The 23,974-nt window shown below is 64.4% G+C and carries 21 protein-coding genes, 1 tRNA gene and 1 pseudogene; 16 read left to right on the top strand and 7 right to left on the bottom strand.

Annotated elements, in window-relative coordinates; genetic code table 11:
• Nucleotides 1–25: 25 nt before the first annotated feature.
• From ABFX23_RS05300 to ABFX23_RS05280, 5 genes are all read left to right on the top strand, one after another.
• Nucleotides 26–781 carry a 3-hydroxybutyrate dehydrogenase gene (locus ABFX23_RS05300; protein ID WP_346032063.1) on the top strand — a complete coding sequence of 252 codons (756 nt, stop codon included), beginning with the start codon at nucleotides 26–28 and terminating at the stop codon, nucleotides 779–781.
• Nucleotides 782–1,102: a hypothetical protein gene (locus tag ABFX23_RS05295; RefSeq protein WP_346032062.1), complete on the top strand. Its 321-nt coding sequence runs from the start codon at nucleotides 782–784 to the stop codon at nucleotides 1,100–1,102. It abuts the gene before it with no gap.
• A gap of 82 nt (nucleotides 1,103–1,184) precedes the next feature.
• Nucleotides 1,185–2,636, top strand: a complete 1,452-nt coding sequence (gene guaB / locus ABFX23_RS05290) for an IMP dehydrogenase (protein ID WP_346032061.1) — start codon at nucleotides 1,185–1,187, stop codon at nucleotides 2,634–2,636.
• Between the two features lie 205 nt (nucleotides 2,637–2,841).
• Complete coding sequence (locus tag ABFX23_RS05285) at nucleotides 2,842–4,020, top strand: RsmB/NOP family class I SAM-dependent RNA methyltransferase (protein WP_346032060.1); 1,179 nt, start codon at nucleotides 2,842–2,844, stop codon at nucleotides 4,018–4,020.
• Between the two features lie 61 nt (nucleotides 4,021–4,081).
• Nucleotides 4,082–4,579 carry a tetratricopeptide repeat protein gene (locus ABFX23_RS05280; protein WP_346032059.1) on the top strand — a complete coding sequence of 166 codons (498 nt, stop codon included), beginning with the start codon at nucleotides 4,082–4,084 and terminating at the stop codon, nucleotides 4,577–4,579.
• Nucleotides 4,580–4,593: 14 nt separating this feature from the next.
• Here ABFX23_RS05280 and ABFX23_RS05275 read toward each other — a convergent pair whose 3' ends face one another.
• A complete protein-coding gene (locus ABFX23_RS05275; protein WP_346032058.1) occupies nucleotides 4,594–5,076 on the bottom strand; it encodes an RNA pyrophosphohydrolase in 483 nt (160 codons plus the stop codon).
• 144 nt (nucleotides 5,077–5,220) lie between these two features.
• Here ABFX23_RS05275 and ABFX23_RS05270 point away from each other — a divergent pair, with 144 nt between their 5' ends.
• The 3 genes and pseudogenes from ABFX23_RS05270 to ABFX23_RS05260 all read left to right on the top strand — a co-directional run bounded on the left by ABFX23_RS05270 (nucleotide 5,221) and on the right by ABFX23_RS05260 (nucleotide 9,597).
• On the top strand, nucleotides 5,221–7,146 hold the full coding sequence (locus tag ABFX23_RS05270; RefSeq protein ID WP_346032057.1) for a 2-oxoacid:acceptor oxidoreductase subunit alpha: 1,926 nt from the start codon (nucleotides 5,221–5,223) through the stop codon (nucleotides 7,144–7,146).
• Nucleotides 7,143–8,189 (top strand): 2-oxoacid:ferredoxin oxidoreductase subunit beta, encoded by a 1,047-nt coding sequence (locus ABFX23_RS05265; protein WP_346032056.1) that lies wholly within the window; start codon nucleotides 7,143–7,145, stop codon nucleotides 8,187–8,189. The genes ABFX23_RS05270 and ABFX23_RS05265 overlap by 4 nt, the downstream gene beginning before the upstream one ends.
• 118 nt (nucleotides 8,190–8,307) lie before the next feature.
• Nucleotides 8,308–9,597, top strand: a pseudogene (locus tag ABFX23_RS05260) (exopolysaccharide biosynthesis polyprenyl glycosylphosphotransferase).
• Between the two features lie 6 nt (nucleotides 9,598–9,603).
• Here ABFX23_RS05260 and ABFX23_RS05255 read toward each other — a convergent pair.
• Nucleotides 9,604–10,917 carry a GumC family protein gene (locus ABFX23_RS05255; protein WP_346032055.1) on the bottom strand — a complete coding sequence of 438 codons (1,314 nt, stop codon included), beginning with the start codon at nucleotides 10,915–10,917 and terminating at the stop codon, nucleotides 9,604–9,606.
• A gap of 85 nt (nucleotides 10,918–11,002) precedes the next feature.
• Between ABFX23_RS05255 and ABFX23_RS05250 the strand changes: the two genes are divergently transcribed.
• The 5 genes from ABFX23_RS05250 (at nucleotide 11,003) to ABFX23_RS05230 (ending at nucleotide 16,761) form a co-directional block, all read left to right on the top strand.
• On the top strand, nucleotides 11,003–11,911 hold the full coding sequence (locus ABFX23_RS05250) for a metal-dependent hydrolase (RefSeq protein WP_346032054.1): 909 nt from the start codon (nucleotides 11,003–11,005) through the stop codon (nucleotides 11,909–11,911).
• Between the two features lie 31 nt (nucleotides 11,912–11,942).
• Nucleotides 11,943–13,331, top strand: a complete 1,389-nt coding sequence (locus tag ABFX23_RS05245) for a cryptochrome/photolyase family protein (RefSeq protein ID WP_346032053.1) — start codon at nucleotides 11,943–11,945, stop codon at nucleotides 13,329–13,331.
• A gap of 56 nt (nucleotides 13,332–13,387) precedes the next feature.
• Nucleotides 13,388–14,626: a class I SAM-dependent methyltransferase gene (locus ABFX23_RS05240; RefSeq protein ID WP_346032052.1), complete on the top strand. Its 1,239-nt coding sequence runs from the start codon at nucleotides 13,388–13,390 to the stop codon at nucleotides 14,624–14,626.
• Nucleotides 14,626–15,867: a serine hydrolase domain-containing protein gene (locus ABFX23_RS05235; protein ID WP_346032051.1), complete on the top strand. Its 1,242-nt coding sequence runs from the start codon at nucleotides 14,626–14,628 to the stop codon at nucleotides 15,865–15,867. The genes ABFX23_RS05240 and ABFX23_RS05235 overlap by 1 nt, the downstream gene beginning before the upstream one ends.
• Before the next feature lie 90 nt (nucleotides 15,868–15,957).
• Nucleotides 15,958–16,761 (top strand): hypothetical protein, encoded by an 804-nt coding sequence (locus ABFX23_RS05230; protein ID WP_346032050.1) that lies wholly within the window; start codon nucleotides 15,958–15,960, stop codon nucleotides 16,759–16,761.
• A 49-nt stretch (nucleotides 16,762–16,810) separates the two neighbouring features.
• On the opposite strand, the gene ABFX23_RS05225 is transcribed toward ABFX23_RS05230, so the two are convergent.
• From ABFX23_RS05225 to ABFX23_RS05205, 5 genes are all read right to left on the bottom strand, one after another.
• Nucleotides 16,811–17,407 carry a J domain-containing protein gene (locus tag ABFX23_RS05225; RefSeq protein ID WP_346032049.1) on the bottom strand — a complete coding sequence of 199 codons (597 nt, stop codon included), beginning with the start codon at nucleotides 17,405–17,407 and terminating at the stop codon, nucleotides 16,811–16,813.
• 158 nt (nucleotides 17,408–17,565) lie between these two features.
• Nucleotides 17,566–17,913: a PilZ domain-containing protein gene (locus ABFX23_RS05220; RefSeq protein ID WP_346032048.1), complete on the bottom strand. Its 348-nt coding sequence runs from the start codon at nucleotides 17,911–17,913 to the stop codon at nucleotides 17,566–17,568.
• Nucleotides 17,914–18,018: 105 nt separating this feature from the next.
• On the bottom strand, nucleotides 18,019–18,750 hold the full coding sequence (locus tag ABFX23_RS05215; protein ID WP_346032047.1) for an SDR family NAD(P)-dependent oxidoreductase: 732 nt from the start codon (nucleotides 18,748–18,750) through the stop codon (nucleotides 18,019–18,021).
• 1 nt (nucleotide 18,751) lies between these two features.
• Entirely contained in the window at nucleotides 18,752–20,227 is a 1,476-nt protein-coding gene (gene purF / locus ABFX23_RS05210; protein ID WP_346032046.1) for an amidophosphoribosyltransferase, read from the bottom strand.
• A 109-nt stretch (nucleotides 20,228–20,336) separates the two neighbouring features.
• A tRNA-Pro gene (locus ABFX23_RS05205) sits at nucleotides 20,337–20,413 on the bottom strand.
• Between the two features lie 162 nt (nucleotides 20,414–20,575).
• Here ABFX23_RS05205 and thyA point away from each other — a divergent pair.
• The 3 genes from thyA (at nucleotide 20,576) to ABFX23_RS05190 (ending at nucleotide 23,974) form a co-directional block, all read left to right on the top strand.
• Nucleotides 20,576–21,523: a thymidylate synthase gene (gene thyA, locus ABFX23_RS05200; protein ID WP_346032045.1), complete on the top strand. Its 948-nt coding sequence runs from the start codon at nucleotides 20,576–20,578 to the stop codon at nucleotides 21,521–21,523.
• A 94-nt stretch (nucleotides 21,524–21,617) separates the two neighbouring features.
• Nucleotides 21,618–22,910, top strand: coding sequence for a 3-methyl-2-oxobutanoate dehydrogenase (2-methylpropanoyl-transferring) subunit alpha (locus tag ABFX23_RS05195; protein ID WP_346032044.1), 1,293 nt, complete (start codon nucleotides 21,618–21,620; stop codon nucleotides 22,908–22,910).
• Nucleotides 22,907–23,974 (top strand): alpha-ketoacid dehydrogenase subunit beta, encoded by a 1,068-nt coding sequence (locus tag ABFX23_RS05190; protein WP_428831647.1) that lies wholly within the window; start codon nucleotides 22,907–22,909, stop codon nucleotides 23,972–23,974. The genes ABFX23_RS05195 and ABFX23_RS05190 overlap by 4 nt, the downstream gene beginning before the upstream one ends.

Raw genomic sequence — 23,974 nt, 5'->3', positions numbered from 1 at the left:
CAATTCAAATCATTTGGAGACTTCAATGTTCCTCGAAGGAAAGCGTGCCCTCGTCACCGGTTCGACCTCGGGCATCGGCCTCGCCATCGCTCGCGCGCTGCGGGCCGAGGGGGCCGAGATCGTGCTGAACGGCTTTGGCGAGGAGGCCGAGATTGCAAAGCTGTGCGAGGAACTGGACGCGATGCATTCGGGCGCGGACCTTACCGACGTTGCCGCGATCGAGACGATGATGGGCGATGCGGGCGGCGTCGATATTCTGGTGAACAACGCAGGCATGCAGCACGTTGCCCCGGTTGAGGACTTCCCGGTCGACAAGTGGAACAAGATCATCGCGCTGAACCTTTCCGCCGCCTTCCACACCTGCCGCCTCGCCGTGCCGCACATGAAACAAGCGGGCTGGGGCCGCATCATCAACACCGCCAGCGCGCACTCGACCACGGCGAGCCCCTACAAGGCGGCCTACGTTTCGGCGAAGCACGGCATTGCGGGCCTCACCAAGACCATCGCGCTTGAGCTGGCAGAGCAGAACATCACCGCCAATTGCATCAGCCCCGGCTACGTCTGGACCCCGCTGGTGGAAAGCCAGATCCCCGACACGATGAAGAGCCGCGGCATGACGCGCGAGCAGGTGATCAACGACGTGCTGCTGGAACGCCAGCCCTCGAAGAAATTCGCCCAGCCCGAGGACGTGGGCGCGCTGGCCGTGTTCCTGTGCCGCGACGTGGCGCAGAACATCACTGGCGCCAACTACGAGATCGATGGGGGGTGGACGGCGCAGTAAATGCGATCGGGCAACCGCAAAGCTGACATCTTGTTGGCCCTCAGCTTAGCTGCGTTGATTGCATTCGTCGTAGGCGTGTTGTGGTTGAAGGACGTCGGCCCGACGAAATTTGAGCAGGCCAAAATTTTGGAAATGCGACTTTCACCTGGTGCATATGGCGACAAGGCACGGGTGAAAGTCGAGACCGTATCTGGCGAAATCCGCTACATAGCAGCGCCTCCGCGCTTGATGAACAAGTGCAGCATCGGTGACGAGGTGGAGCTTATTCGCCGTCGTTTCGCTACGAAAGTGGGGCCGCGCGGCTGCTCGCTCCAAGAATAGGCCCCCACCCCCTACCAAATGCCACACAGCGCGTTTACATGGGCCGCCACGAATCACCCGAGACACAGAAGTGGCGCCCCCAATGGAAATCCGCACCGGCCTTACTTTCGACGACGTGCTGCTGCAGCCCGCCGAAAGCAACATCCTCCCCTCGCAGGCCAGCACCAAGACGCAGCTGACGAAGGACATCGGGCTCAACATCCCGATCATCTCGTCCGCCATGGACACGGTGACGGAAGCCGAGATGGCCATCGTGCTGGCGCAGCTGGGCGGCATGGGCGTGCTCCACCGCAACCTGACGATCGAGGAACAGTGCGCTGCCGTGCGCCGGGTGAAGCGCTTCGAAAGCGGCATGGTGGTGAACCCCATCACCATCACCCCCGATGCCACGCTGGGCGATGCGCAGGAACTGATGACCCGTCACAACATCAGCGGCATTCCCGTGACGGACCCCAGCGGCAAGCTGGTGGGCATCCTCACCAACCGCGACGTGCGCTTTGCCGACAATCCCGGCCAGCCGGTGAAGGAACTGATGACGAGCGAGAACCTCGCCACCGTCAGCGAGCAGGTGACGCAGGCCGAAGCGCGCAAGATCCTGCACCAGCGGCGCATCGAGAAGCTGCTGGTGGTGGACAAGGACTATCACTGCGTCGGCCTGATCACGGTGAAGGACATCGAGAAGGCCGTGCTCAACCCCGATGCCACCAAGGACAAGGGCGGCCGCCTGCGCGTTGCCGCTGCCACCACCGTGGGTGACAAGGGTTTCGAGCGGACCGAGGCGCTGGTGGATGCCGAGTGCGACGTCATCATCATTGATACCGCGCACGGCCACAACAAGGCCGTTGGCGAGGCGGTGGACCGGGTGAAGCGCCTCTCCAACTCGGTGCAGGTGATCGCGGGCAACATCGCCACCGCCGCTGCCGCCAAGTCGCTGATCGACGCTGGTGCGGACGCGGTGAAGGTGGGCATCGGCCCCGGCTCCATCTGCACCACGCGCATCGTGGCGGGTGTCGGCGTGCCGCAGCTGACCGCAATCATGGATGCCGCCAGCGTCGCGGGAGACGTGCCGGTGATCGCCGATGGCGGGCTGCGCACCTCGGGCGATGCGGCCAAGGCGCTTGCCGCCGGGGCCAGCACGGTGATGATCGGCAGCCTTCTTGCTGGCACGGAAGAGGCACCGGGCGAGACGTTCCTCTACCAGGGCCGCGCCTACAAGGCCTATCGCGGCATGGGCAGCGTCTCTGCCATGGCGCGCGGTTCTGCCGACCGTTACTTCCAGCAGGACATCAAGGACCAGATGAAGCTGGTGCCCGAAGGCATCGAGGGCCAGGTGCCTTACAAGGGTCCGGCGCGCGACATCATCCACCAGCTGGTGGGCGGCATCAAGGCGGCGATGGGCTACACCGGCAGCGCCACCATCGCAGACCTGAAGAAGAACGCCGAGTTCGTGCAGATCACCAACGCCGGTTTGAGCGAAAGCCACGTTCACGACGTAAGCATCACCCGCGAGGCGCCGAACTACCCGACGCGGTAATGTGCCCGGCGGGCCGGTTTCCTACCGTTGCCGGGGGGCCTAGCTTGCCCGGCAGGACACACGTTCTCGTCCCGACCGCCGCGTTTCGCGCAAAGGTTACAGGTCCAACAACCGGTTCTTCGTGCAAGTTTCTGCGAAGAAACGGAAATTCGGGCGAGACAATATTTTCAAAGAGGGGCCATAGGCGTTCCACAATGGTGACAGAATGACCCCTTCCGCCCGCCTCCAGGCCGCTATCGAGATCCTCGATGGAGTGATCGACGCCGCCCGTTCCGGCGGTGCCCCGGCAGACAGGCTGGTGGCCGACTGGTTCAAAAACCACCGCTTTGCCGGCTCCAAGGACAAGCGCGCCATTCGCGAGCACGTCTACGACGCGATCCGTGCCTGCGGCCCGGTGCCCGCCAGTGGCCGCGCTGCGATGCTGGGTCTGGCCGAAGAGAAGCCGGAGCTTCGCGACCTGTTCGACGGCTCGCAATACGGCCCCGCCGCGATTGGCGAGCGCGAACGCCCGGCCGAGGGCGGCATTGCGCCCGAATGGCTGGAGGATCGCCTGATCGCCAGCGGCATCGGGGAGGACGAGGCTGCGGCGCTGCTGGGCCGCGCCCCGCTGGACGTGCGGATCAACCGGCTGAAAGTGTCCGGCGCGCTGGAGGGCTTGCCAGAGGAAGGTGAGGCGCTGGCGCTGCCCGGTGCGCTGCGCTTTCCCTCCGGCACGCAGGTCTCGGCGTGGGACGCGTTCGCGCAGGGCCTGATCGAAGTGCAGGATCTCGGCAGCCAGGCCGCATGCTTGGCGGTGGGCGCGCAGCCGGGAGAAACCGTGGTGGACCTGTGCGCCGGGGCCGGGGGCAAGACCCTCGCGCTGGCCGCGGCAATGGCGAACGAGGGCACGCTGGTCGCCGCCGATACCGACAAGCGCCGCCTCTCCCAGCTTGGCCCGCGCGCCGAGCGGGCAGGGGTGCTGATCGCGCGCGAAGTGCTGCTAGACCCCGGCAAGGAGGCCGCGGCGCTGGAAGCATGGCTTGGCGAGGCCGACCGCGTGCTGGTCGACGCGCCGTGTTCCGGCACCGGCACGTGGCGGCGCAATCCCGAAGCGCGCTGGCGCCTGTCGGAGGGCGAGTTGCAGAAGCTCACCGCCTTGCAGGCGCGGCTGCTGCGGATCGCCGCAGACCTGGTGAAACCGGGCGGCACGCTGAACTATGTCACCTGCTCGCTGCTGGACGAGGAAGGGGCGGGCCAGGTCGATGCTTTCCTGAAACAGAACCCCGGATGGAGCGCACAGAAGCCGGACCTGCCGCTCGGTGCACCGCGCGGCGAGGGAATACGCCTCTCCCCGAGGCGCGATGCGACGGATGGATTTTTCATCGCACGTCTATGTAAGGCGTGATAACACTCCCCAGATGGACGAAATCAATCTCTCTCATGCGTCCAAATTGAAGGAGTACGCCATGCGCTTCGCACCCGTAGCCGCCGCCCTGTCCCTTGCATTCGCCACCACGGCCAGCATCGGGCAAGCCAGCGACTACGAAGCCGATCCGCGGGCCGTGGCGCTGGTGGCCGAAGGCAACGCCGCGCTGGAGATGGGCGAAACGCAGGCGGCGATCGACGCGTTCGAGGCCGCGCTCGCCATCGATCCGGGCTACACCGACGTCTACCTGGACCTTGCCAGTGCCGCTCGCATCGAAGGGCTGCAGGGCAAGGCGATCCACTTCTACCGCGAGGCGCAGGAACGCGATCCCGAGAACCTTGCCGCCATCACCGGTGAGGGCGAAGCGCTGGTGGAGAAGGGCGCGCTCAGCGCCGCGCGGGAGAACCTGACGCGGCTGCAAGACCTGTGCGGCGAAACCTGCACGGAAACCGTGCAACTCGCTGCCGCCATCGATCGCGGTCCGCCGGTGATGACGGCGGAAGCCGTCCCGTCCGACGAGGACATTGTCCAGAACTGAAGAAAAGCGCTTGCCTACAGGTGCGGTTTGAAGGCTGAGACCACCGTCTCGTAAACCTCGCGCTTGAATGGCACGATCAATTCGGGAAGCAGGTCCGGGTCGACCCATTTCCATTCGCAGAATTCGGGGTGCTTGAAAGCCTCGAGGTCGATGTCGCTATCCTCGCCGGTGAAGCGCACCAGGTACCATGCCTGACGCTGGCCCTTGTACTTGCCGCCCCACAGCTTGCCGTGCAGTTCCTTGGGCAGATCGTAATAGAGCTCTTCTTCCATCCGGTGGACGATCTGCAGGTGGCGGGTGGTGACGCCCGTCTCTTCCCCCAGTTCCCGGAACATGGCCTCGTCCAGGTCCTCGCCATCGTCGACGCCGCCCTGCGGCATCTGCCACCAGTCGCCTTCCTTGTTGTCGATCCGCTTGCCGACAAAGGCTTCCCCGGCGGAATTGATCATCATCGTGCCAACGCACGGGCGATATTGCAGCTTGTCCGGTCTGGTCATGCCGCTGCATCTAGGATGGTGGAGAGGTGAAAGCCAGCTATTGCCGCCGAAACAGAAAAACTTGATTGTCTTGGGGCGGAGAGGAACCTAGGTCGCCCGCATACGCTGGGGCTAGAAGCCCCGACGCGGCAGGAAGAATTTACAATGGCAACACAGACGGCTGAACAGCAGCCCGACACTCAGGCACTCGATTCAATGGTGGTCCGCTTCGCCGGCGACAGCGGCGACGGCATGCAGCTGACGGGCGGACAGTTCACGCTGTCCACCGCGCTGGCGGGCAACGACCTGGCGACTTTCCCCGATTTCCCCGCCGAGATCCGCGCGCCGCAAGGTACGCTGTTCGGCGTTTCGGCGTTCCAGATCAACTTCGGCAGCCGCCAGATCAACACCGCGGGCGACGCGCCGGACGTGCTGGTGGCGATGAACCCGGCGGCGCTGAAGGTGAACCTCGCCTCGCTTAAGCCCGGCGGCCTGATCATCGCCGATAGCGGCGCCTTCACCAAGCGTAACCTGGAAAAGGCGCACTACGAGGAAAACCCGCTGGAAGACGGCAGCCTCGCCAAGTTCGACCTGCTGGCCTTCGACATTTCCCAACGCACGATCGAGGCAGTGAAGCCGTTCGGCCTTGGCAACAAGGATGCCCTGCGGTCCAAGAACATGTGGACGCTCGGCCTCGCGCTGTGGATGTTCGACCGTCCGCGCGAGCCGCTGCACGAATGGCTGAAGGCCAAGTTCAAGAACAAGCCCGAGATTGCCGAGGCGAACATCGCCGCGCTCGATGCGGGCCACGCCTATGGCGAAACGGCGGAGCTTTCCGGCCCGCTGAAGCAGGTCCACATGCCGCCGCGTCCGGTGGAACCGGGTCTCTACCGCACCATCACCGGGGCGGAGAGCGTGTCGCTCGGCCTCGTGGCGGGCGCGCAACTGGCCGAACTGCCGATGTTCTTCGGCGGCTATCCCATCACGCCCGCATCGGCGATCCTCCATCACCTCGCGCGGCTCAAGGAATTCGACGTTACCACTTTCCAGGCGGAAGACGAGATCGCCGCGATCTGCGCCGCCATTGGGGCGAGCTATGCAGGCCAGCTGGGCGTCACCAGCTCCTCCGGCCCCGGCATTGCCCTGAAGACCGAGGCCATGGGCCTTGGCATCATGGTGGAACTGCCGCTGGTGATCGTGAACTCGCAGCGCGGCGGTCCGTCCACCGGCCTGCCGACGAAGACCGAGCAGAGTGACCTCTACCAGGCCGTTTACGGCCGTAACGGTGATGCGCCCATGCCGGTGATTGCCGCGCGCAGTCCTGCCGATGCATTCGATGTCGCAATTGAGGCCTGCCGCATCGCCACGCAGTACATGACGCCCGTCATGCTGCTGACCGACGGTTATATCGCCAATGCCGCGGAGCCGTGGAAAGTCCCCGATCCTTCCGCATACGAGCCGTTCCCCGCGACCTTCCTCGAAGAATTGCCGGAGGGCGAAGAGTTCCTCCCCTACAAGCGCGACGAGAAGGGCGCGCGTCCCTGGGTGAAGCCCGGAACGCCCGGCCTGATGCACCGCGTGGGCGGTATCGAGAAGCACGAGACGACCGGCAACATCGACTATTCGCCCGCCAACCACCAGCGCATGACCGAGCTTCGCCGCGACAAGGTGGCGAACCTCGCCGTGCCCGATCAGGAAGTGTCCTGGGGCGAGGAAACCGGCGATCTCGTCGTGGTCGGCTGGGGCAGCACCTACGGCCCGATCAAGCAGGCGGTAAACCGCTGGATCGAGAAGGGCGCGAAGGTCTCACACGTCCACGTGCGCCACATCTGGCCGCTGCCGCAGAACCTCGGAAAGCTGCTTTCCGGCTTCAAGCACGTGCTGATGCCGGAAATGAACACCGGCCAGTTCAAGACCCTGCTGCGCGACCAGTTCCTGATCGATGCCGAAAGCCTGACCAAGACCAGCGGCCAGCCGTTCCAGATCGCGGAACTGGAAGAGGCCATCGGGCGCTGCCTCGAAGAGAAGTGCGGCGGCAAGATCGGCACCAATGACGACCAGCTTCCCAATCCGGTGGGAGTCGAGAAATGAACGAGATGACCAAGATCGAGACCACGCTGAAGGACTGGGAAACCGACCAGGAAGTGCGCTGGTGCCCCGGTTGCGGGGACTACGCTATCCTCAAGGCCGTGCAGCGCACGCTGCCGCAGCTTGGCGCAGACCCCAAGAACACCGTCTTCGTATCGGGCATCGGCTGCTCGAGCCGCTTCCCCTATTACATGGAAAGCTACGGCTTCCACACGATCCACGGGCGGGCCCCCGCATTTGCCACGGGCATCAAGCTCGCCAATCCCGATCTCGACGTGTGGCTGGTCACGGGCGACGGCGATGGCCTGTCCATCGGCGGCAATCACATGATGCACGTGCTGCGCCGCAACGTGAACATGCAGATCATGCTGTTCAACAACGAGATCTACGGCCTGACCAAGGGCCAGTACTCGCCTACCAGCCGCGAGCATACGCGCACGCCGTCGACGCCGCTCGGCTCCGTCGATCACCCGGCCAACCCCTGCGCGTTCGCGCTCGGCAGCGGCGCCCGTTTCGTGGGCCGCGGGATCGACGTGTCCAAGAACCTGCCCGACGTGCTGATGGCAGCCCACGCCCACCAGGGCGCGGCCTTCATCGAGATCTTCCAGAACTGCATCGTCTACAACAAGGACGTGTTCGACGATTTCGCCAAGCCGAAAGGCGCGGAGCAACAGCAGCTGTGGCTGTCCCACGGTGAGCCGATGCTGTTCGGCAGCGAGAAGACGGGCGGTGTGAAGGGGCTGAAGCTCAACACGCAGGCATTCGCGTTCGAGGTTGTCGACGTGGCCGATGGCGACTGGCAGGCCGCCGGCGTGCAGGTGCACGATGCCACCAACCGGATGCTCGCCCACATGCTGGTGGAACTGCCCTTCGGCGAATTTCCCATGCCGCTGGGCGTGATTTACGACGATCCTGCACCCACTTACGAGGCGGCCGTCATGGCCGAGAAAGAGCGCGCCAGCGCCGGCAAGGACACCAGCATCGCGCGCCTGCTGGCGAAGGGGCAGACCTGGACGGTGAGCGGAACGGCTTCCGACCCGGTGTAGCCCCGTGCTTGCGCAAGGGCCACTTGCGGCTTAAGGCATTCCGGTTTCCGGAAACATCGGCATCGCCGTGCGTTGCGGTAAGTCTTTGTTTCGAATTGCGTGCGGGGTAAGTTGGGTCATGCTGATGGCAGCTCCTTCAGAGCTGGTCCACGGGGGGCGGAGCGTTTTTCGCTCGTTCCTGGTGCAGGTGCTGACCTGTGTCGTGCTCGGTACGATCCTGCCGCCGTTCATCTATTTCGGCGCCAAGCTCTCCATTCTCGACAACCCGACCTTCCAGAACAGCGTGATCGCCTCGATCATTGCGCTGGTGGCCGGCATCTTCTTCGCCCGTCGCGTCAATATCTATCCCGGCGTCAAGCAATTGGGCGCGGTGCTGCCCACATTCATCGCCAGCTTCGGCGCCGTGGCGCTGTGCATTCTTGCCTTCCGCTTCGAGTATTCGAACCAGGTCCTGCTGTTGAATTCCGCCGTTTCGGTGCTCGTCTACATCGGCGTGATGAGCCTTGCGACGAAGGCCGACCGCTCCATTTTCTACGCCGTGCCCGGCGGCCGCATCAAACGCCTCAAGAACGTCGGCCTGATCGTGCGCGATCTTCCCGCACCGACCCTGCCCGTGCACGATGGCGCCATCATCGTGGCCGATCTTCACGCGGAACTGGATGACGACTGGGAGCGGCTGCTGGCCACCGCCGCGCTGGAAGGCGTGCCGGTTTTCCACTTCAAGCAGGTTTACGAGGCCGCCACCGGCAAGGTCTGGGTGGAGCATCTTTCGGAAAACAGCTTCGGTTCGCTGCTACCGAACATGAGCTTCATGAGGCTGAAGCGCCTGTTCGACATCGCGCTGGTGCTGGTCCTGCTGCCCCTGCTCATCGTGCCGCTGCTGGTGGTGGCGCTGCTGGTGCGGCTGGATTCGCCCGGTCCGGTGCTGTTCCGGCAGGAGCGGGTCGGTTTCCGCGGACGGCCGTTCAACGTCTGCAAGTTCCGCACGATGCGCTGCGAGGAGCTGTCCATGGATGCGGAGGAACAGCGCGCCCAGGCGATGACGGGGGAAAACGATCCGCGCATCACCAGGCTTGGCGCGTTCCTGCGGCGCACCCGCATCGACGAGCTGCCGCAGATGCTCAACATCCTGCTGGGTCACATGAGCTGGATCGGCCCCCGGCCCGAAGCCCTGGCCCTGGGCATCTGGTATCAGAAGGAAATTCCCTTCTACGACTAACGGCATATCGTGCGCCCCGGGATCACGGGCTGGGCGCAGGTCAACCAGGGTCACGTGACCGAGCTGGAGGACATCGACCACAAGCTCCAGTACGACTTCTACTACATCAAGAACTTTTCGTACTGGCTGGATTTCCTCATCCTGATGCGCACCGCGCAGGTGGTTTTCACCGGGCACGGCGCCCGTTAGGCATCATTAGATCAGACGCTGGCGACGCACGTCGCGCGCGACCAGCAGACCGGATAGCAGCAGCGCAACGGCCGCACTGACGGCGATGATCAGGCGCCAGTCCGGCACCACCGGGCGCGTGGGCGGCACGGCAGCCGCGATTACGCGCGAAGTGGTCGGCATGTCTCGGCTTTCAGACGTGGCGAGCCGACCCAGCAGCAGGCTGTAAAGTTCCCTCTTCTCAAGGACGTCCTTCTGCAGGTCGGTGAGGCCGAGCCCGGCGGTTCCGCGCTCGGCAACCTCGTATCCCAGTGCCTCGATCTGTGCCCGAAGATCGCTTTCCTGTATCCGAAGTCGCCGTGCTTCGTCCGCGCGCTCCTCCGTGATACGCACGGCTTCGCGAGATAGGGTTGCGTCGATAACGTCGATCCGCTCGCGCAGGTCCAGCGCCGCCGGGTAATCCTCACGGAACTGTTGCGTGATGCGGTCGTACTCCTGCTCCAGCCCCTCGCGGCTTTCGCGCAGCTGCGCGATCACCGGGTCGCTCGAATCCACCGCGCCGCTGGCGATGGCCGCTTCCATACTGTCCAGCCGCGATCGCACGAATGCCAGCTGCGATTGCAGTGCATCGCGCGCTTCGGCTGTCAGCGCGTCGTCGCCGTCCACCGTGACCAGCCCGGCCTCGTCGGCGGGCAGGGCGACGATATCGGCCTCGGACATCCCCTCGGCAAGGTTGCGCTCTGCCTCCTCGAGTTCCGTGCGCACCTGCGCGACGAGGGCTTCGAGTTCCGCGCGCGAATTGCCGTCAATGCCCGCCAGCCGCTCTGCGTCGGCAGGAACGAAGGCTGTTGCCAGCGCATTCGCAATGTCCGCCGCCAGCGCGGGGTCGGGAGACCTGTAGGCAATGGCGGCGATGGAGCCGCCGTCATCGATCTCGGTTCGCGTGTTCTGCAACAACAGCGATGCCGCGCGCACGCGCCGCTCGGCAATGTCGATATCGCCTGTGTCGAGGGCGGGGTGGACGGTGAGGAAGCGCGGGTCCTCCAGCAGGCCAAGCTCGGTCACAGCCCTGGTGGAGACCGCGCTGGACCTCGCGGCTGCGATGCGTTCGCCCGGCAGCGGGATTTCCCCGACGTCCGCCAGGTTGGCCGGCGTGATCAGCTCAACCTCGGCTTCCGCTTCGAAAAGCTCCTGCGTTGTAAGGCCGATGAAGGCGGCAATCCCGCCCGCGACAAGGAAGATCGCGACGACCGGCAGACCGAGGCGCAGCCACGTGGGGCGCGTGCGCACACGGCGCGGCGCCGTGGATAGGTAATCCGCCTCGTCATAGGTCCCCGTCATGGCGATTGCCTAGCCGCAAGGCGGCTGGCGATAAAGCGGTTGTTGGGGCTAGTGCTTTGTAAGTCGCGGCTTAAGGTTGCGGGCGATGGACAATCTCACGCATTCGCTCACCGGCGCGCTGATCGGGCAGGCGGGCCTCAAGAAGAAGACGGGCCTTGCCATGCCGGCCCTCATCATCGGCGCGAACCTGCCCGATGTGGATGCCGCGTGTTTCTTCTGGCTGGAAGGAGTGGAGCATCTCGCCTTCCGCCGGGGGATAACGCACGGGCCGATTGCCCTGCTGCTGCTGCCATTTGTGCTGGCAGCATTGCTGTCGGGCCTGGACAGGTGGCAGACGAAGCGAGGTAAGAGGCCCGAGGGTCGGCTGCCGGTTCACTTCGGCTGGCTCTATGGCCTTTCGCTGATCGGCTGCCTCACGCACCCGGCGCTGGACTGGCTGAACGTCTACGGCATCCGCCTGCTGGAGCCGTTCTCCAGCCGCTGGTTCTATGGCGACGTGCTGTTCATCATCGACGTGTGGCTGTGGGTCATGCTGATCGCGGGCACGTGGATTTCCCGGCGGGCGGAAAAGCGCGGCGGCGACTGGCGCAAGGTGGCGCGCGTGGCGCTGGGCTTCTGCCTCGTATACCTTGTCGGCAACTTCGCGATTTCGCAGGCCGACCGGATGGCGAACACCTCGTTCGTCGAGACGATTTCCTCGCCGCCGCCGCTGGCCTTCTGGGAGCGGGAGAGCATCGGTGTGAGCGGCAGCGGCAGCTATTTCATCGATGGCGAAAAAGTGGGCAACGTGCCTCTTTCCGCCTGCGACCTGGAGACTGCGAAAGCGCAGAGCGAGCAGGTCGCCGCCTTCCTGTTCTGGAGCCGCGCGCCGGTCGTCACCCGGTTGGAAGACGGCGCCTACTTGCTGGGAGATGCGCGCTATTACGGCATCGAGGAAGGGCGCTTCAGCGTGACCCTGCCCGATGGTCTGTGTTCGGAACCTGCGGGAAGTTGATACCGTTGCCCTCTTGAAGGGGAACCCGAACTTGTCCGAACCACAGATAGTCTGGCTGCGCCGCGACCTGCGCCTCACCGACCATGCCGCTTTCACCGCCGCCGCGCAGGCCGGGCCGGTGATCCCGGTCTACATCCTCGATGACGAAACCCCCGGCGAACGCAAGCTGGGCGGGGCGAGCCGGTGGTGGCTGCACCACGCGCTGGAGTCGCTGCAGAAGGACCTTGGCCGCCATTCCTCGAAGCTGATCCTGCGGCGCGGCAGCGTGTGCGACGTGTTGCCGAAACTTGCGGAGGAGACGGGCGCAAAGACCGTCCACGCCATCCGCCATTACGACCCGTGGTGGCGCAAGGCGCAGGGCAAGCTGAAGGACGAGCTGGACCTGCAACTCCACGACGGCAATTACCTGCTCCCGCCCGGCAGCGTAACGACGGGCTCGGGCAGTCCCTACAAGATCTTCACGCCGTTCAAGGATTCGATGTTCGATGCCATCCACGGCTTCGACATCCTGCCAGAACCCAGCCTGTCCAGCCCCGATAGCTGGCCCGAGAGCGACACGCTGGAAGACCTGGACCTGTTGCCGACGAAGCCCGATTGGGCCGGAGGGATGCGCGCGTTCTGGGACGGCCAGCACGGCACCGCTGCGGCGATGGAGCGGTTCGACAGGTTCCTCGACGTCAGCAAGGACTACATCGACGATCGCAACCTGCCGAGCGAGGATGCGACCAGCCGCCTGTCCCCGCACCTGCACCACGGCGAGGTCTCGCCGCGCATGCTGTGGGATGCGATGGGCAATTACACCAGCGAAGGCGCGCGCATGTTTCGCGCCGAACTAATCTGGCGCGACTATGCCCAGAATCTGATCTGCCAGTTTCCCAAGTATGCGATGGAACCCTATCGCGAAGGATACGACGACAACTTCTGGCGCAATCCCAACCGCGGTCACCTGATCCAGGAAGAACTGGAGGCATGGCAGATGGGCCAGACCGGATATCCCATCGTCGATGCCGGGATGCGCCAGCTCTGGGCGACCGGGTGGATGCACAACCGCGTGCGGATGATCGCCGCCAGCTTCCTCGTCAAACACCTGCTGATCGACTGGCGGCACGGCGAGAAGTGGTTCTGGGACACGCTGGTGGATGCCGATTACGGCTCCAACGGCACGAATTGGCAATGGGTCAGCGGCACGGGCGTGGACAGCAACATGTTCGTGCGGATCATGGCCCCGCTCAGCCAGAGCGAGAAATTCGATGCAGGCGACTACATTCGCGAATGGGTGCCCGAGCTGGCCGACCTGTCCGACAGGGACATCCACGATCCGTCCGACAGCTGCCGCCCGAAAAGCTATCCCGCGAAGCTGATCGGGCACAAGGAAGCGCGCGAAAGAGCGCTGGAAACCTACCGCGCCAGCAAGGACTGAGAATTGCTGCAAAGACGCCTTGAGTAGCAAGCGGACCCTCGCCATAAGGCGCGGCCATGAAAGCGGGTCACGCACGCGGAGAGGAATTGCTGGAAGCCGGTAAGCGGTTCGGGCTCGGGCCCGGCGCGGCTTCGCGGCTGTTTGCCCCTGCCGTCTCCCGCATTCTCGACAGGATCGATGCCGGCCTTGCCAGCGGGGCCATTCACGCCACGCTGCCCGACGGCACCCGGCGCACGCTGGGCGGCAATGCGCCCGGCTTCGAGTGCGAGGTCGCCCTGCACGACTGGCGGGCGCTCGTGCGGCTGGCGACGGGCGGATCGGTAGGCTGGTATCAGGCTTGGGAAGCGGGCGAATGGTCAAGCCCGGACCCGGTGCCGCTGTTCGCGCTGTTCATGGCCAATGCCGTGTCGCTGGGTGATGCCGCGCGGGCGAAGGGACCCTGGCGGTTGGCGGCGCGCGCGATGCACGCGCTGAAGCGCAACACGCGATCCGGTGCTGCGAGGAACATCCACGCGCACTACGACCTCGGCAACGATTTCTACGCCAGCTGGCTCGACCCGACGATGACCTATTCCAGCGGGAAGTGGTTTGCCGAAGAGGGTTCGCTGGAAGCGGCCCAGCGACGCAAGTGGCAGGCGCTCTCGAAGCGGATCGGCCGGGCCGACAGCGTGCTGGAAATCGGTTGTGGCTGGGGTTCGCTGGCCGCGCACCTGGTGGCCGAGGGGCGCGACGTCACCGCGATCTCCATCTCCGACAGCCAGCTTGAATGGGCAAGGGAACACAACCCCGGCCCGGACTACCGCAAGTGCGACTACCGCGACATGGACGAGAAGTTCGATGCCATCGTCAGCGTGGAGATGGTGGAAGCGCTGGGCCGCCGGTACTGGCCCAACTTCATGGACTGCTTGGCGCGAAACCTAAAGCCTGGCGGCCGCGCGGTCATCCAGTACATTTCCATCGCCGAGCCGATCTTCGATTCCTACGCCGCCAGCGCCGATTTCATCCAGGCCTATGTCTTCCCCGGCGGCTGCCTGATCCGGACGAGCGAATTCCGCCGCCTGACGCTGGAGCGCGGCCTGCGGTGGAGCGACCAGCGCGATTTCGGGCAGGACTACGCCGAAACGCTGAAAAGCTGGCGCGAACGCTTCGATGCCGCCTGTGACGAGGGACGTTTGCCTGCCGGTTTCGACAAGCGCTTCACGGACTTGTGGCGCTATTACTTGATGTATTGCGAAGGCGGTTTCCGCGGCGGCGGGATCGACGTGCACCAGGTCACGCTTGTGAAGGACGCATGATGAAGAAGTGGATTCTCGGCATTCTCGCGCTACTCGTAGTGGCGGGCGGGGCGTTCTGGCTCTCGCTGGACGAGGATCAGCGCGGCATTCTTGCCAACATGCCGACGGACCGGGACGTACTGTTCTGGCCCGAGGACACCCGCAACGCCGCCTTCCGCGCTCTGGACGCCTTCCCCGCGCTGGCAGAGGCGCGGGTGATCGAGGCGGGCGAGGCGACCTATCCGCTGCCCGATGGCGAGCCGCTGGACCTTGCCGGCTTCGATCTCGACGCTTTCATGCAAAGCCAGAACTCTGCCGCCGTCGTCGTGGTGCATGACGGCGAGGTGGTGCTGGAACGCTATGGCCTCGATTTCGATGCCGACGGCAAGTGGACCAGCTTCTCCGTCGCCAAGAGCCTCACCTCCACGCTGGTCGGCGCTGCGCTGGCCGAGGGTTATATCGACAGCCTGGACGATCCCGTCAGCAAGTACCTGCCCGACATGCGCGGCTCCGCCTACGACGACGTGACCATTCGCCAGCTCCTCACCATGAGCAGCGGCGTGAAGTGGAGCGAGGACTATTCGGACCCGGCGAGCGATGTCGCCGTCTTCGCCGAGCACGAGAGCACCGAGGAAGGCGTCGATTCGCTGGTGGATTACATGCGCCAGCTTCCACGGGAGGCGGAGCCGGGCACGCGCTGGCAATACAACACCGGGGAAACCAACCTGATCGGCGTGCTGGTGCGCGAGGCGACGGGCAAGAACCTCGCCGACTACCTTTCGGAGAAGGTCTGGGCGCCCTTCGGCATGGAGCAGGACGCGACCTGGTTGCTGTCGAACACCGGCAGCGAAATCTCCGGCTGCTGCATCCAGGCCAGCCCCCGAGACATGGCGCGCTTCGGCCTGTTCGCGATGGGCGGCGGCATGGCAGGCGGCGGGCGCGTCGTGCCCGAGGGGTGGTTCGAGGCAGCCACGACGCCAGCGTTCGAGACCGGGCGCTTCGGGCGCGGCTATGCCTACCAGTGGTGGACCTATCCGGGCGGTGCCTATGCCGCCAGCGGCCTGTTCGGGCAGGGCATCTTCGTCGACCCGGCGCGCGACCTGGTGATTGCCACGAATTCCAACTGGCGCCAGTCGACGGGCAACGACGGGGCAGGGGAGGAGCGCAACCGTTTCTACGAGGCCGTGCAGGCCGCGATCGATGCAAAGCGCGGCGTGGAGGGAACCCGCGTGGGAGAACCTGCCGAACCCATGGTACGATAACGCCCGCGACGACCTGAGTCGTTGCAACGCCTCGCGCAAGGCGCGGCAGGCGATAGAGGAACCGATCAGGAAAGACGGCGTTCGCAGTTCATGGCCACCAAACCCTCCCGAAAATCAAGCGCCTTCGAGCGCAGCATTCTCCAGCGCGCAGCAGTTGTCATCGCCGTGATCTTCCAGATCGGCGCGACCTTTCTGCCGGCCCTCGGTATCGGCGAGGAGATCGGCAGCAGGTCGGATGCGACACGCACGCTCGTCACGCCGGCGGGATGGGCTTTCGCAATCTGGGGGCCGCTATTCGCAGGTACGGTGGCCTTTGCAATTTACCAGGCGCTGCCGGCGCAGCGGCGGGACGACCTGCTCAATTCGATTGCCTGGCCAGCCGCAGGGGCGTTTCTCGGCAATGGACTGTGGGCGATCTACACGCAGTTGTACGCGCTGAGCGCGATATCGGTGCTCATCATCGTCTTCACGCTCATCTGCCTGCTGACCGTCTATCGCCGTCTCGTGGCCTTCAGGCGCGATTTCGTGACGGCGGAGCGCTGGCTGGTCGTGCTTCCGCTCAGTGCCCTGACAGCCTGGCTGACGGCGGCGACCATCGTGAACATCTCCGCCTCGCTGAAGTTCTACGGGGTCGGTTCAGGGCAAGCGAATATCGTGCTGGCTACGGGCGTCGTGCTCGTCGGGGGCGTGATCGCCTCGCTTGCCATCGGGCGGGGCCGGGGCAATCCGATCTACGCAGCCGTATTTCTCTGGGCCCTGACGGCCATCTACGCATCCGGCGGACAGGTAGCGCCCGCCATCGCCTATGCGACCATTGTCTCGGGCGTCCTCGTGATCGTGACGACCCTGTTCAAGCTTCGCGACGTCGGGAACCGCCGTCACTGGCTTGGCTAGGGCGGCTCTGCCCGGGTTCGTCGTCACGATAAGCGGGCAGGACCGCGCCTCACTCTTCGGCGACAGGCGTGCGGGTAATCAGCCGCTGTTCGGCCGCCTTCGTGCGGCTGGTCGCCATGACCTGGTCCACCCCCTCCACGGTGATGGCATACTGGCCTTGTTCGTTGATCCTCACGAAGCCCTTCGCCTTGAGATACCATCCGTGGAACTCGAATGTCTCATCGGAGCAGCCCAGTTGCTCCTGGATCAGCCAGCCGACGATGCCCGCGTCCGTGGGGAACTCACGCCGCCGCTGGTACAGGATGTTGAGGATCTGGGCGTGGATCTCCGCATCGGCCTGCGCGGTTGCCTCGTCGATACCATGTATGCCCCCCGGGGGCGTATGAGCGCGGTCGGTAACTTCGGCGTGTAGCTGATCGTATTCTGCGCGCTTTGCCGGATTGCGCAGGACATTGTAGGCCTCGCTGACCTGGTGGAACCTGGCCATGTCCGCCGTTTCGGCATTGTCCGGGTGATACATCTTCGCGAAGTAATGAAAGGCGACCTCCAGAATGCGTTGATCGCATCCGGGATTGACCTGCAACAAGTCGTAATAGTCGACGAAATCCTCGGTATCCGGCACCTGTAGCCCCCTCTGGTGTCTCAATGCTGGCGTATACTGATCAAGCCAACAATAAAGGAAGAACAGGCGAGGCGTTAGCCCCAACAAGACATAAATTATTGATTTGCATTATTTGCAAGAAAAAGGGGTGCCGAAGCACCCCTTTGATACGCCCCCCGTTTGCGAACAGCGTTTGCGAAGCGTCAGCCGCGATAGTTTCCCTCGCCGCGATAGCGGGCCAGGATATTGTCGTGCACGATGGGAGAGAGAAGGTTGGTGAAGGCGCAGCCGGCCATGCCATTTTCCCACCACACCACTTCGGCCTGAAGGGATTCGAGGCCCGGCAGCGTCAGCCAGCAGACCGAACCGGGGTGCATCCGGTTGAGCGCCGTCGCCGAAAAGCCCGAGAGCGAAAGATCGTTCACCACCGTCTGGAATGCGCGCATGCCCGATCCGCGCAGCTGGGCGGGGATCATGATCTTGGTGCGTGGTGCGCTGCGGTCTTCCTGTGCGGCTACATCGTAGCGGCCCATGGTGTTCTGCATGCTCATGGCGGCGAGTTCCCGTAATTCGCGTGGTACCGAGGACGCCCCTTCGAAGGGCCTTGCTTCACGCAGGATGTCCCAGCACGCTTACCAGCGAACTAACGGGGAGGGTTAACGCTGCGTTTCCACTCGTTCGCGGTGCAGATTGGGGAAATCCGCGATCAGCAATTCGGCAATACGCTCGCCCACAACCTCCGGCGGCTTCACCGACTCGGGGTCTTCGCCGGGGTAGGCGCGGGCGCGCATGTCGGTGCGAGTCGCGCCCGGATCGATGATGGCGAGGCGCGTCTCGGAGATGCGCTCGACTTCCTTCGCATGGCTTTCCAGCAGGTTGTCGAACGCGGCCTTGGTCGCGCCGTAGGCGCCCCAGAACGGGCGCGGTTCGGCACCTACGGAACTGGTGAGCCCGATCACGCGGCCCGCCTCGGCACGCTTCAGCAGCGGATCGAAGGCCGCCAGCAGCGCCTGCGTGGCAAGGACGTTCAGCGTCAGCGCCTGGTTGAACTGCTTGGAGTCGATCTGAGTGACCGGCGTGAGCGTGGGAAGCTGCGCTGCGGCAATCACGAGGATGTCGAGCTTCTCGTACCGCTCGGCAATGGCCTGCGCGAGGCGGCCTATGCTTTCGCCGTCGGTCAGGTCAAGCGGGGCGATGGTGGAGGTGCCACCGGCATCGTGGATCGCGTCTTCCACGCCTTCCAGGTCCTTCACCTTGCGCGCCACCAGCACCACGTGGGCACCCTTTTCAGCCAATGCCTTCGCAGTAGCCGCGCCGATCCCGCGACTGGCGCCGGTCACGAGCGCGATCTTTCCCGCGAGGGGTTTGTCTGCGGCGGTGTCAGTCATGTCAGGCGACCTTGTTGACGGGAAGGGAAAGCTGCGCATCCTTGTCCTTGCGGCCTGCAAGGTCAGTCAGCGGAGTGGGGTATTCGCCGGTGAAGCACGCGTCGCAATACTGCGGGCAGGCCTTGTCGCGGCCTTCCAGGCCCACGGCGCGGTAAAGCCCGTCGATCGAGACGAAAGCGAGGCTGTCGGCCTGGATGAACTCGCGCATCGCTTCCAGGTCCATGCGACCTGCCAGCAGCTTCGAGCGTTCGGGTGTGTCCACGCCGTAGTAGCAGCCGTGACCGGTGGGCGGGCTGGCGACGCGGAAATGCACTTCCTTCGCACCTGCATCGCGCATCATCTGCACGATCTTGAGGCTGGTGGTGCCGCGCACGATGGAATCGTCGATGAGGACGATGCGCTTGCCTTCCACGATCTTGCGATTGGCGTTGTGCTTGCGCTTCACGCCCGCGTGGCGCGCGCCGTCGCTGGGCTGGATGAACGTGCGCCCGACATAGTGCGAACGGATGATGCCCAGTTCGAAAGGAATGCCGCTTTCCTGTGCGTAGCCGATGGCGGCAGGCACGCCGCTGTCGGGCACCGGCACGACGAGGTCGGCATCGCAGGGCATCTCGCGCGCCAGTTCCATGCCGATGTTCTTGCGGCTTTCGTAAACGCTGCGCTTGTTGAAAATGGAATCGGGCCGGCTGAAATAGACGTGCTCGAAAATGCACGGGCGCGCCGGGGTATTGCCGAAAGGGCGGTGCGAGCGGATGGTGCCGTCGAAGTCCACCTCGATGAACTCGCCGGGCTCCACCTGCCGGGTGAATTCCGCGCCGACCACGTCGAGCGCCACGGTCTCGCTGGCGAACACCACGGCATCGCCCAGCTTGCCCATCACCAGCGGGCGGATGCCCATCGGATCGCGGCAGGCGGCCATGCCCCTGGGCGTCATCACCACCAGCGCATAGGCGCCTTCGACAAGGCGCAGCGCGTCCGTCAGCTTGTCGAGCATGGTGGGATATCGGCTGGTGGCGACGAGGTGGATGATCACCTCTGTATCGCTGGTCGACTGGAAGATCGCGCCCTTGCTGACCAGCTCCTGCTTCAGCTGCATCGCGTTGGAGATGTTGCCGTTGTGGGCGACGGCAAAGCCGCCACTGGCCAGGTCGGCATAAAGCGGCTGCACGTTGCGCATGCCTGATCCGCCGGTGGTGGAATAGCGAACATGGCCGCCCGCCATCTGGCCGGGTAGTTCGGCTATCGATTCGGCGCTGGAGAAATTGTCCGCCACGTGGCCCAGCCCGCGACGGGTGAAGAACTCCGTCCCGTCGAAACTGGTGATGCCCACGGCTTCCTGCCCGCGATGTTGCAGGGCATGCAGGCCCAGCGCACAGGCCGCAGCCGCGTCGGGCGCGCCAATGATGCCGAACACGCCGCACTCTTCGTGCAACTTGTCGTCACCGTCTCCGTCCAAAAAGGGATGGGTGAAATTCATCGATTTCCGTTTGTAACCAGCAGCGCTGCCCCAATGGCGATGTTGCGGTTCGATTACAAGGGGCGGCGAGGGGCGATGCCCAGACTCCGCATGAGAAATTTTTGCAAAATGGTCGGGGAGAGAGGATTCGAACCTCCGGCCCCTGCCTCCCGAAGACAGTGCTCTACCAGGCTGAGCTACTCCCCGACCGGTGCGTTGCGGAGGCGAACCCCCGCGAGGCAGAGGCGGCCCTATAGGGACACAGTTTCGCGCTGGCAAGCCTGCCGTGAGCGAAGTTGGAAAAGGATCGCGAATATCGGGCTGCACGCGCTTGGCGTGAGCGGAGTCGCGGTGGTAGCGGTGCCTTCCATGAACAAGTCCGACACCCGCCACCCCGAATGGCAGTACCTCGACCTGATGCGTCATATCTGGGAGCATGGCGACGAGCGCATGGACCGCACGGGCGTGGGCACGCGCTCCGTCTTCGGCACGATGCTGCGGTTCGACCTTGGCGGAGACCGTGTGCCGCTGCTCACCACCAAGCGCGTCTACTGGAAAGCAGCGGCGAAGGAGATGCTGTGGTTCCTGACCGGCAGCACCAATATCCGGCCGCTGCTGCAGGAAGGCGTGACGATCTGGAGCGACTGGCCGCTGAAGAAATACCGTCAGGCAAGCGGTGAGGATATCAGCCAGGAAGAGTTCGAGGCGCGTATCGTCGCGGACGAGGCTTTCGCGAAGAACTGGGGCGATCTCGGCCCGGTCTACGGCAAGCAATGGGTCGACTGGCCCACCTATGAATACGGGCCTGACGGCAAGTATCAGAAGGGGCCGGGCATCAATCAGGTGGCGCAGGTGGTGCAGAGTTTGAAGACCAGTCCCGGCAGCCGCCGCCACATCATCGAGGGCTGGAACGTGGCCGAGCTGGACCGCATGGCTCTGCCTCCGTGTCACAAGACCTACCAGTTCCATGTTGCGGGAGAGGGAGACGAAGCGCGTCTCAATTGCATGTTGTACCAGCGCAGCTGCGACGTGGCGCTGGGGCTGCCGTTCAACCTGTTCGGCGCCGCTCTGCTGACGAGAATGATGGCAGCGCAGACGGACCTGCTGCCGGGAGAGCTGGTGTGGAGCGGCGGCGATACGCATCTCTACCTCAACCACACCGACCTGGTGGAGGCGCAGCTGGAACGGGAACCGGCGGGCGCGCCGAAACTTGTTCTCAAAAGGGTGCCGCCGACAATTTTCGACTACCGTTTCGACGATTTCGAGGTGGTTGATTACGAACCGCAAGGAGTCCTGCGCGCGCCTGTGGCTGTCTGAGAATTCCTGTGCTAGGGCGGATTGACCGTTACAGATGTAACTAATATAATTTCGCCTTACGGGAATAATCTGATGCGAACTGGGAGAGCAGGCGATGGCCGATAAGCACGACGAGAAGGGCACCAACCGCCCGAAACTCGCCCTGCACGTGCCGGAGCCGAAATACCGCCCCGGTGACAAGGTCGATTACAGCCACCTCGACATTCCCGAGCCGGGAAAGCAGCCGCGCCCGGACGAGGCCTGCGAGCCGAAGGAAACCTATCCGCTTTGCGACGACCTGATCCGCGTTCTGGGCGACGACAATAAGGCGCATGGCCCATGGGACCCGCGTCTCGATGCCGAAACGCTGCGCCAGATGCTGCGCGAAATGGCTCTGGTGCGGGCGTTCGACAACCGGATGTACCGCGCCCAGCGGCAGGGCAAGACCAGCTTCTACATGAAATGTACGGGCGAAGAGGCGACGAGCGTGTGCGCCACGCATGCGCTGGACGGGGACGACATGATCTTCCCCAGCTATCGCCAGCAGGGCTGCCTGATCGCGCGCGGTTATGAACTCACCGAGATGATCAACCAGATCTACTCGAACAAGGCGGACAAGCTGAAAGGTCGTCAGCTGCCGATCATGTACTGCTCGAAGCGGCTGAACTTCTTCTCGATCTCCGGCAACCTTGCCACGCAGCTGCCGCAGGCGACGGGGTTCGCCATGGCGAGCGCCAGCAAGGGCGATTCGCGCATCGCCGCAACCTGGGTGGGGGAGGGGAGCACGGCGGAGGGCGATTTCCATTCCGCGCTGACCTTCGCCACGGTCTACAACGCGCCGGTCATCTTCAACGTCATCAACAACCAGTGGGCGATTTCCTCGTTCTCCGGGTTCGCCGGGGCAGAGCGTGCCACCTTTGCCGCGCGCGCCATCGGCTACGGCATGGCGGGCCTCAGGGTGGACGGCAACGATCCGCTGGCCGTGTTCGCCGCCGAACGCTGGGCTGCGGACCGTGCCCGCGCCAACGCCGGGCCGACGCTGATCGAACACTTCACCTACCGCGCGGAAGGGCACTCCACGTCCGACGACCCCAGCGCCTATCGCAGCGCCGAGGAGCGCGACGAGTGGCCGCTGGGCGATCCCGTGATGCGTCTCGCGCGGCACCTGATCGAACTGGGCGAGTGGAGTGACGAGCAGCAGGAAGAAATGGACGCTGAACTGGATACGAAGGTTCGCACCGCGATGAAGGAAGCCGAAAAGAACGGCATCCTCGGCCACGGCCTGCACCACCCGTTCCACACCATGTTCGAGGACGTTTTCGAGGAACTGCCCTGGCACCTGGAGGAACAGGCCGAGCAGGCGATTCGCGAGCGGCAGATCAAGTTTCCGGGAGACCCGGCGGAATGAACGACATGACCACCGAGACCGCTCCCGCCGCCGATACGGACAGCGGCGAAGTACGCGAAATGAACATGATCGAGGCGATCAATTCCGCGCTCGACATCATGCTGGAGCGGGACGACAACGTCACCCTCTTGGGCGAGGATATCGGCTATTTCGGCGGCGTGTTCCGCTGCACCGCCGGCCTGCAGGAGAAATACGGCAAGACCCGCGTGTTCGATACGCCGATTTCCGAATGCGGCATCATCGGCGTTGCCGTGGGGATGGGGGCCTATGGCCTGCGTCCCGTGCCGGAAATCCAGTTCGCGGATTACATCTACCCCGGTCTCGACCAGCTCATCAGCGAGGCCGCGCGCCTGCGCTACCGCTCCGCTGCCGAGTTCATCGCGCCGATGACGGTGCGCAGCCCGTTCGGCGGCGGTATCTTCGGCGGCCAGACGCACTCGCAATCGCCCGAGAGCATCTTCACCCACGTCAGCGGCCTGAAGACGGTGATCCCGTCCACGCCCTACGACGCGAAGGGCCTGCTGATCAGCTGCATCGAGGACAATGACCCGGTCATCTTCTTCGAGCCCAAGCGCATCTACAACGGCCCGTTCGACGGATATTACGACAAGCCCGCAAAAAGCTGGAAAGGGTTCGACGCGGCGCAGGTGCCGACGGACTACTACAAGATCCCGCTCGGCAAGGCGCGCACCGTGCGCGAGGGCGAGGCGCTGACGATCCTTGCCTACGGCACCATGGTGCACGTGGTGGAAAGCGTCGCGCGCGAGAAAGGCGTCGATGCCGAAGTGCTCGACCTGCGCACGCTCGTGCCGCTCGATATCGAGGCCATCGAGGCATCGGTGAAGAAAACCGGCAAGTGCCTGATCGTGCACGAGGCGACGCGCACGAGCGGCTTCGGCTCCGAACTGTCCGCAATGGTGCAGGAGCGCTGCTTCTACCACCTCGAAGCCCCGATCGAGCGCGTGACCGGCTTCGACACACCCTATCCCCACAGCCTCGAATGGGCCTATTTCCCCGGTCCTGTCCGCATCGGCGAGGCCATCGACAAATTGCTGGAGGCCTGA

This window comes from Erythrobacter westpacificensis (assembly GCF_039542285.1).
GTDB classification, from domain to species: Bacteria; Pseudomonadota; Alphaproteobacteria; order Sphingomonadales; family Sphingomonadaceae; genus Alteraurantiacibacter; species Alteraurantiacibacter westpacificensis.
This window is presented reverse-complemented; position numbering and strand designations above follow the sequence as displayed.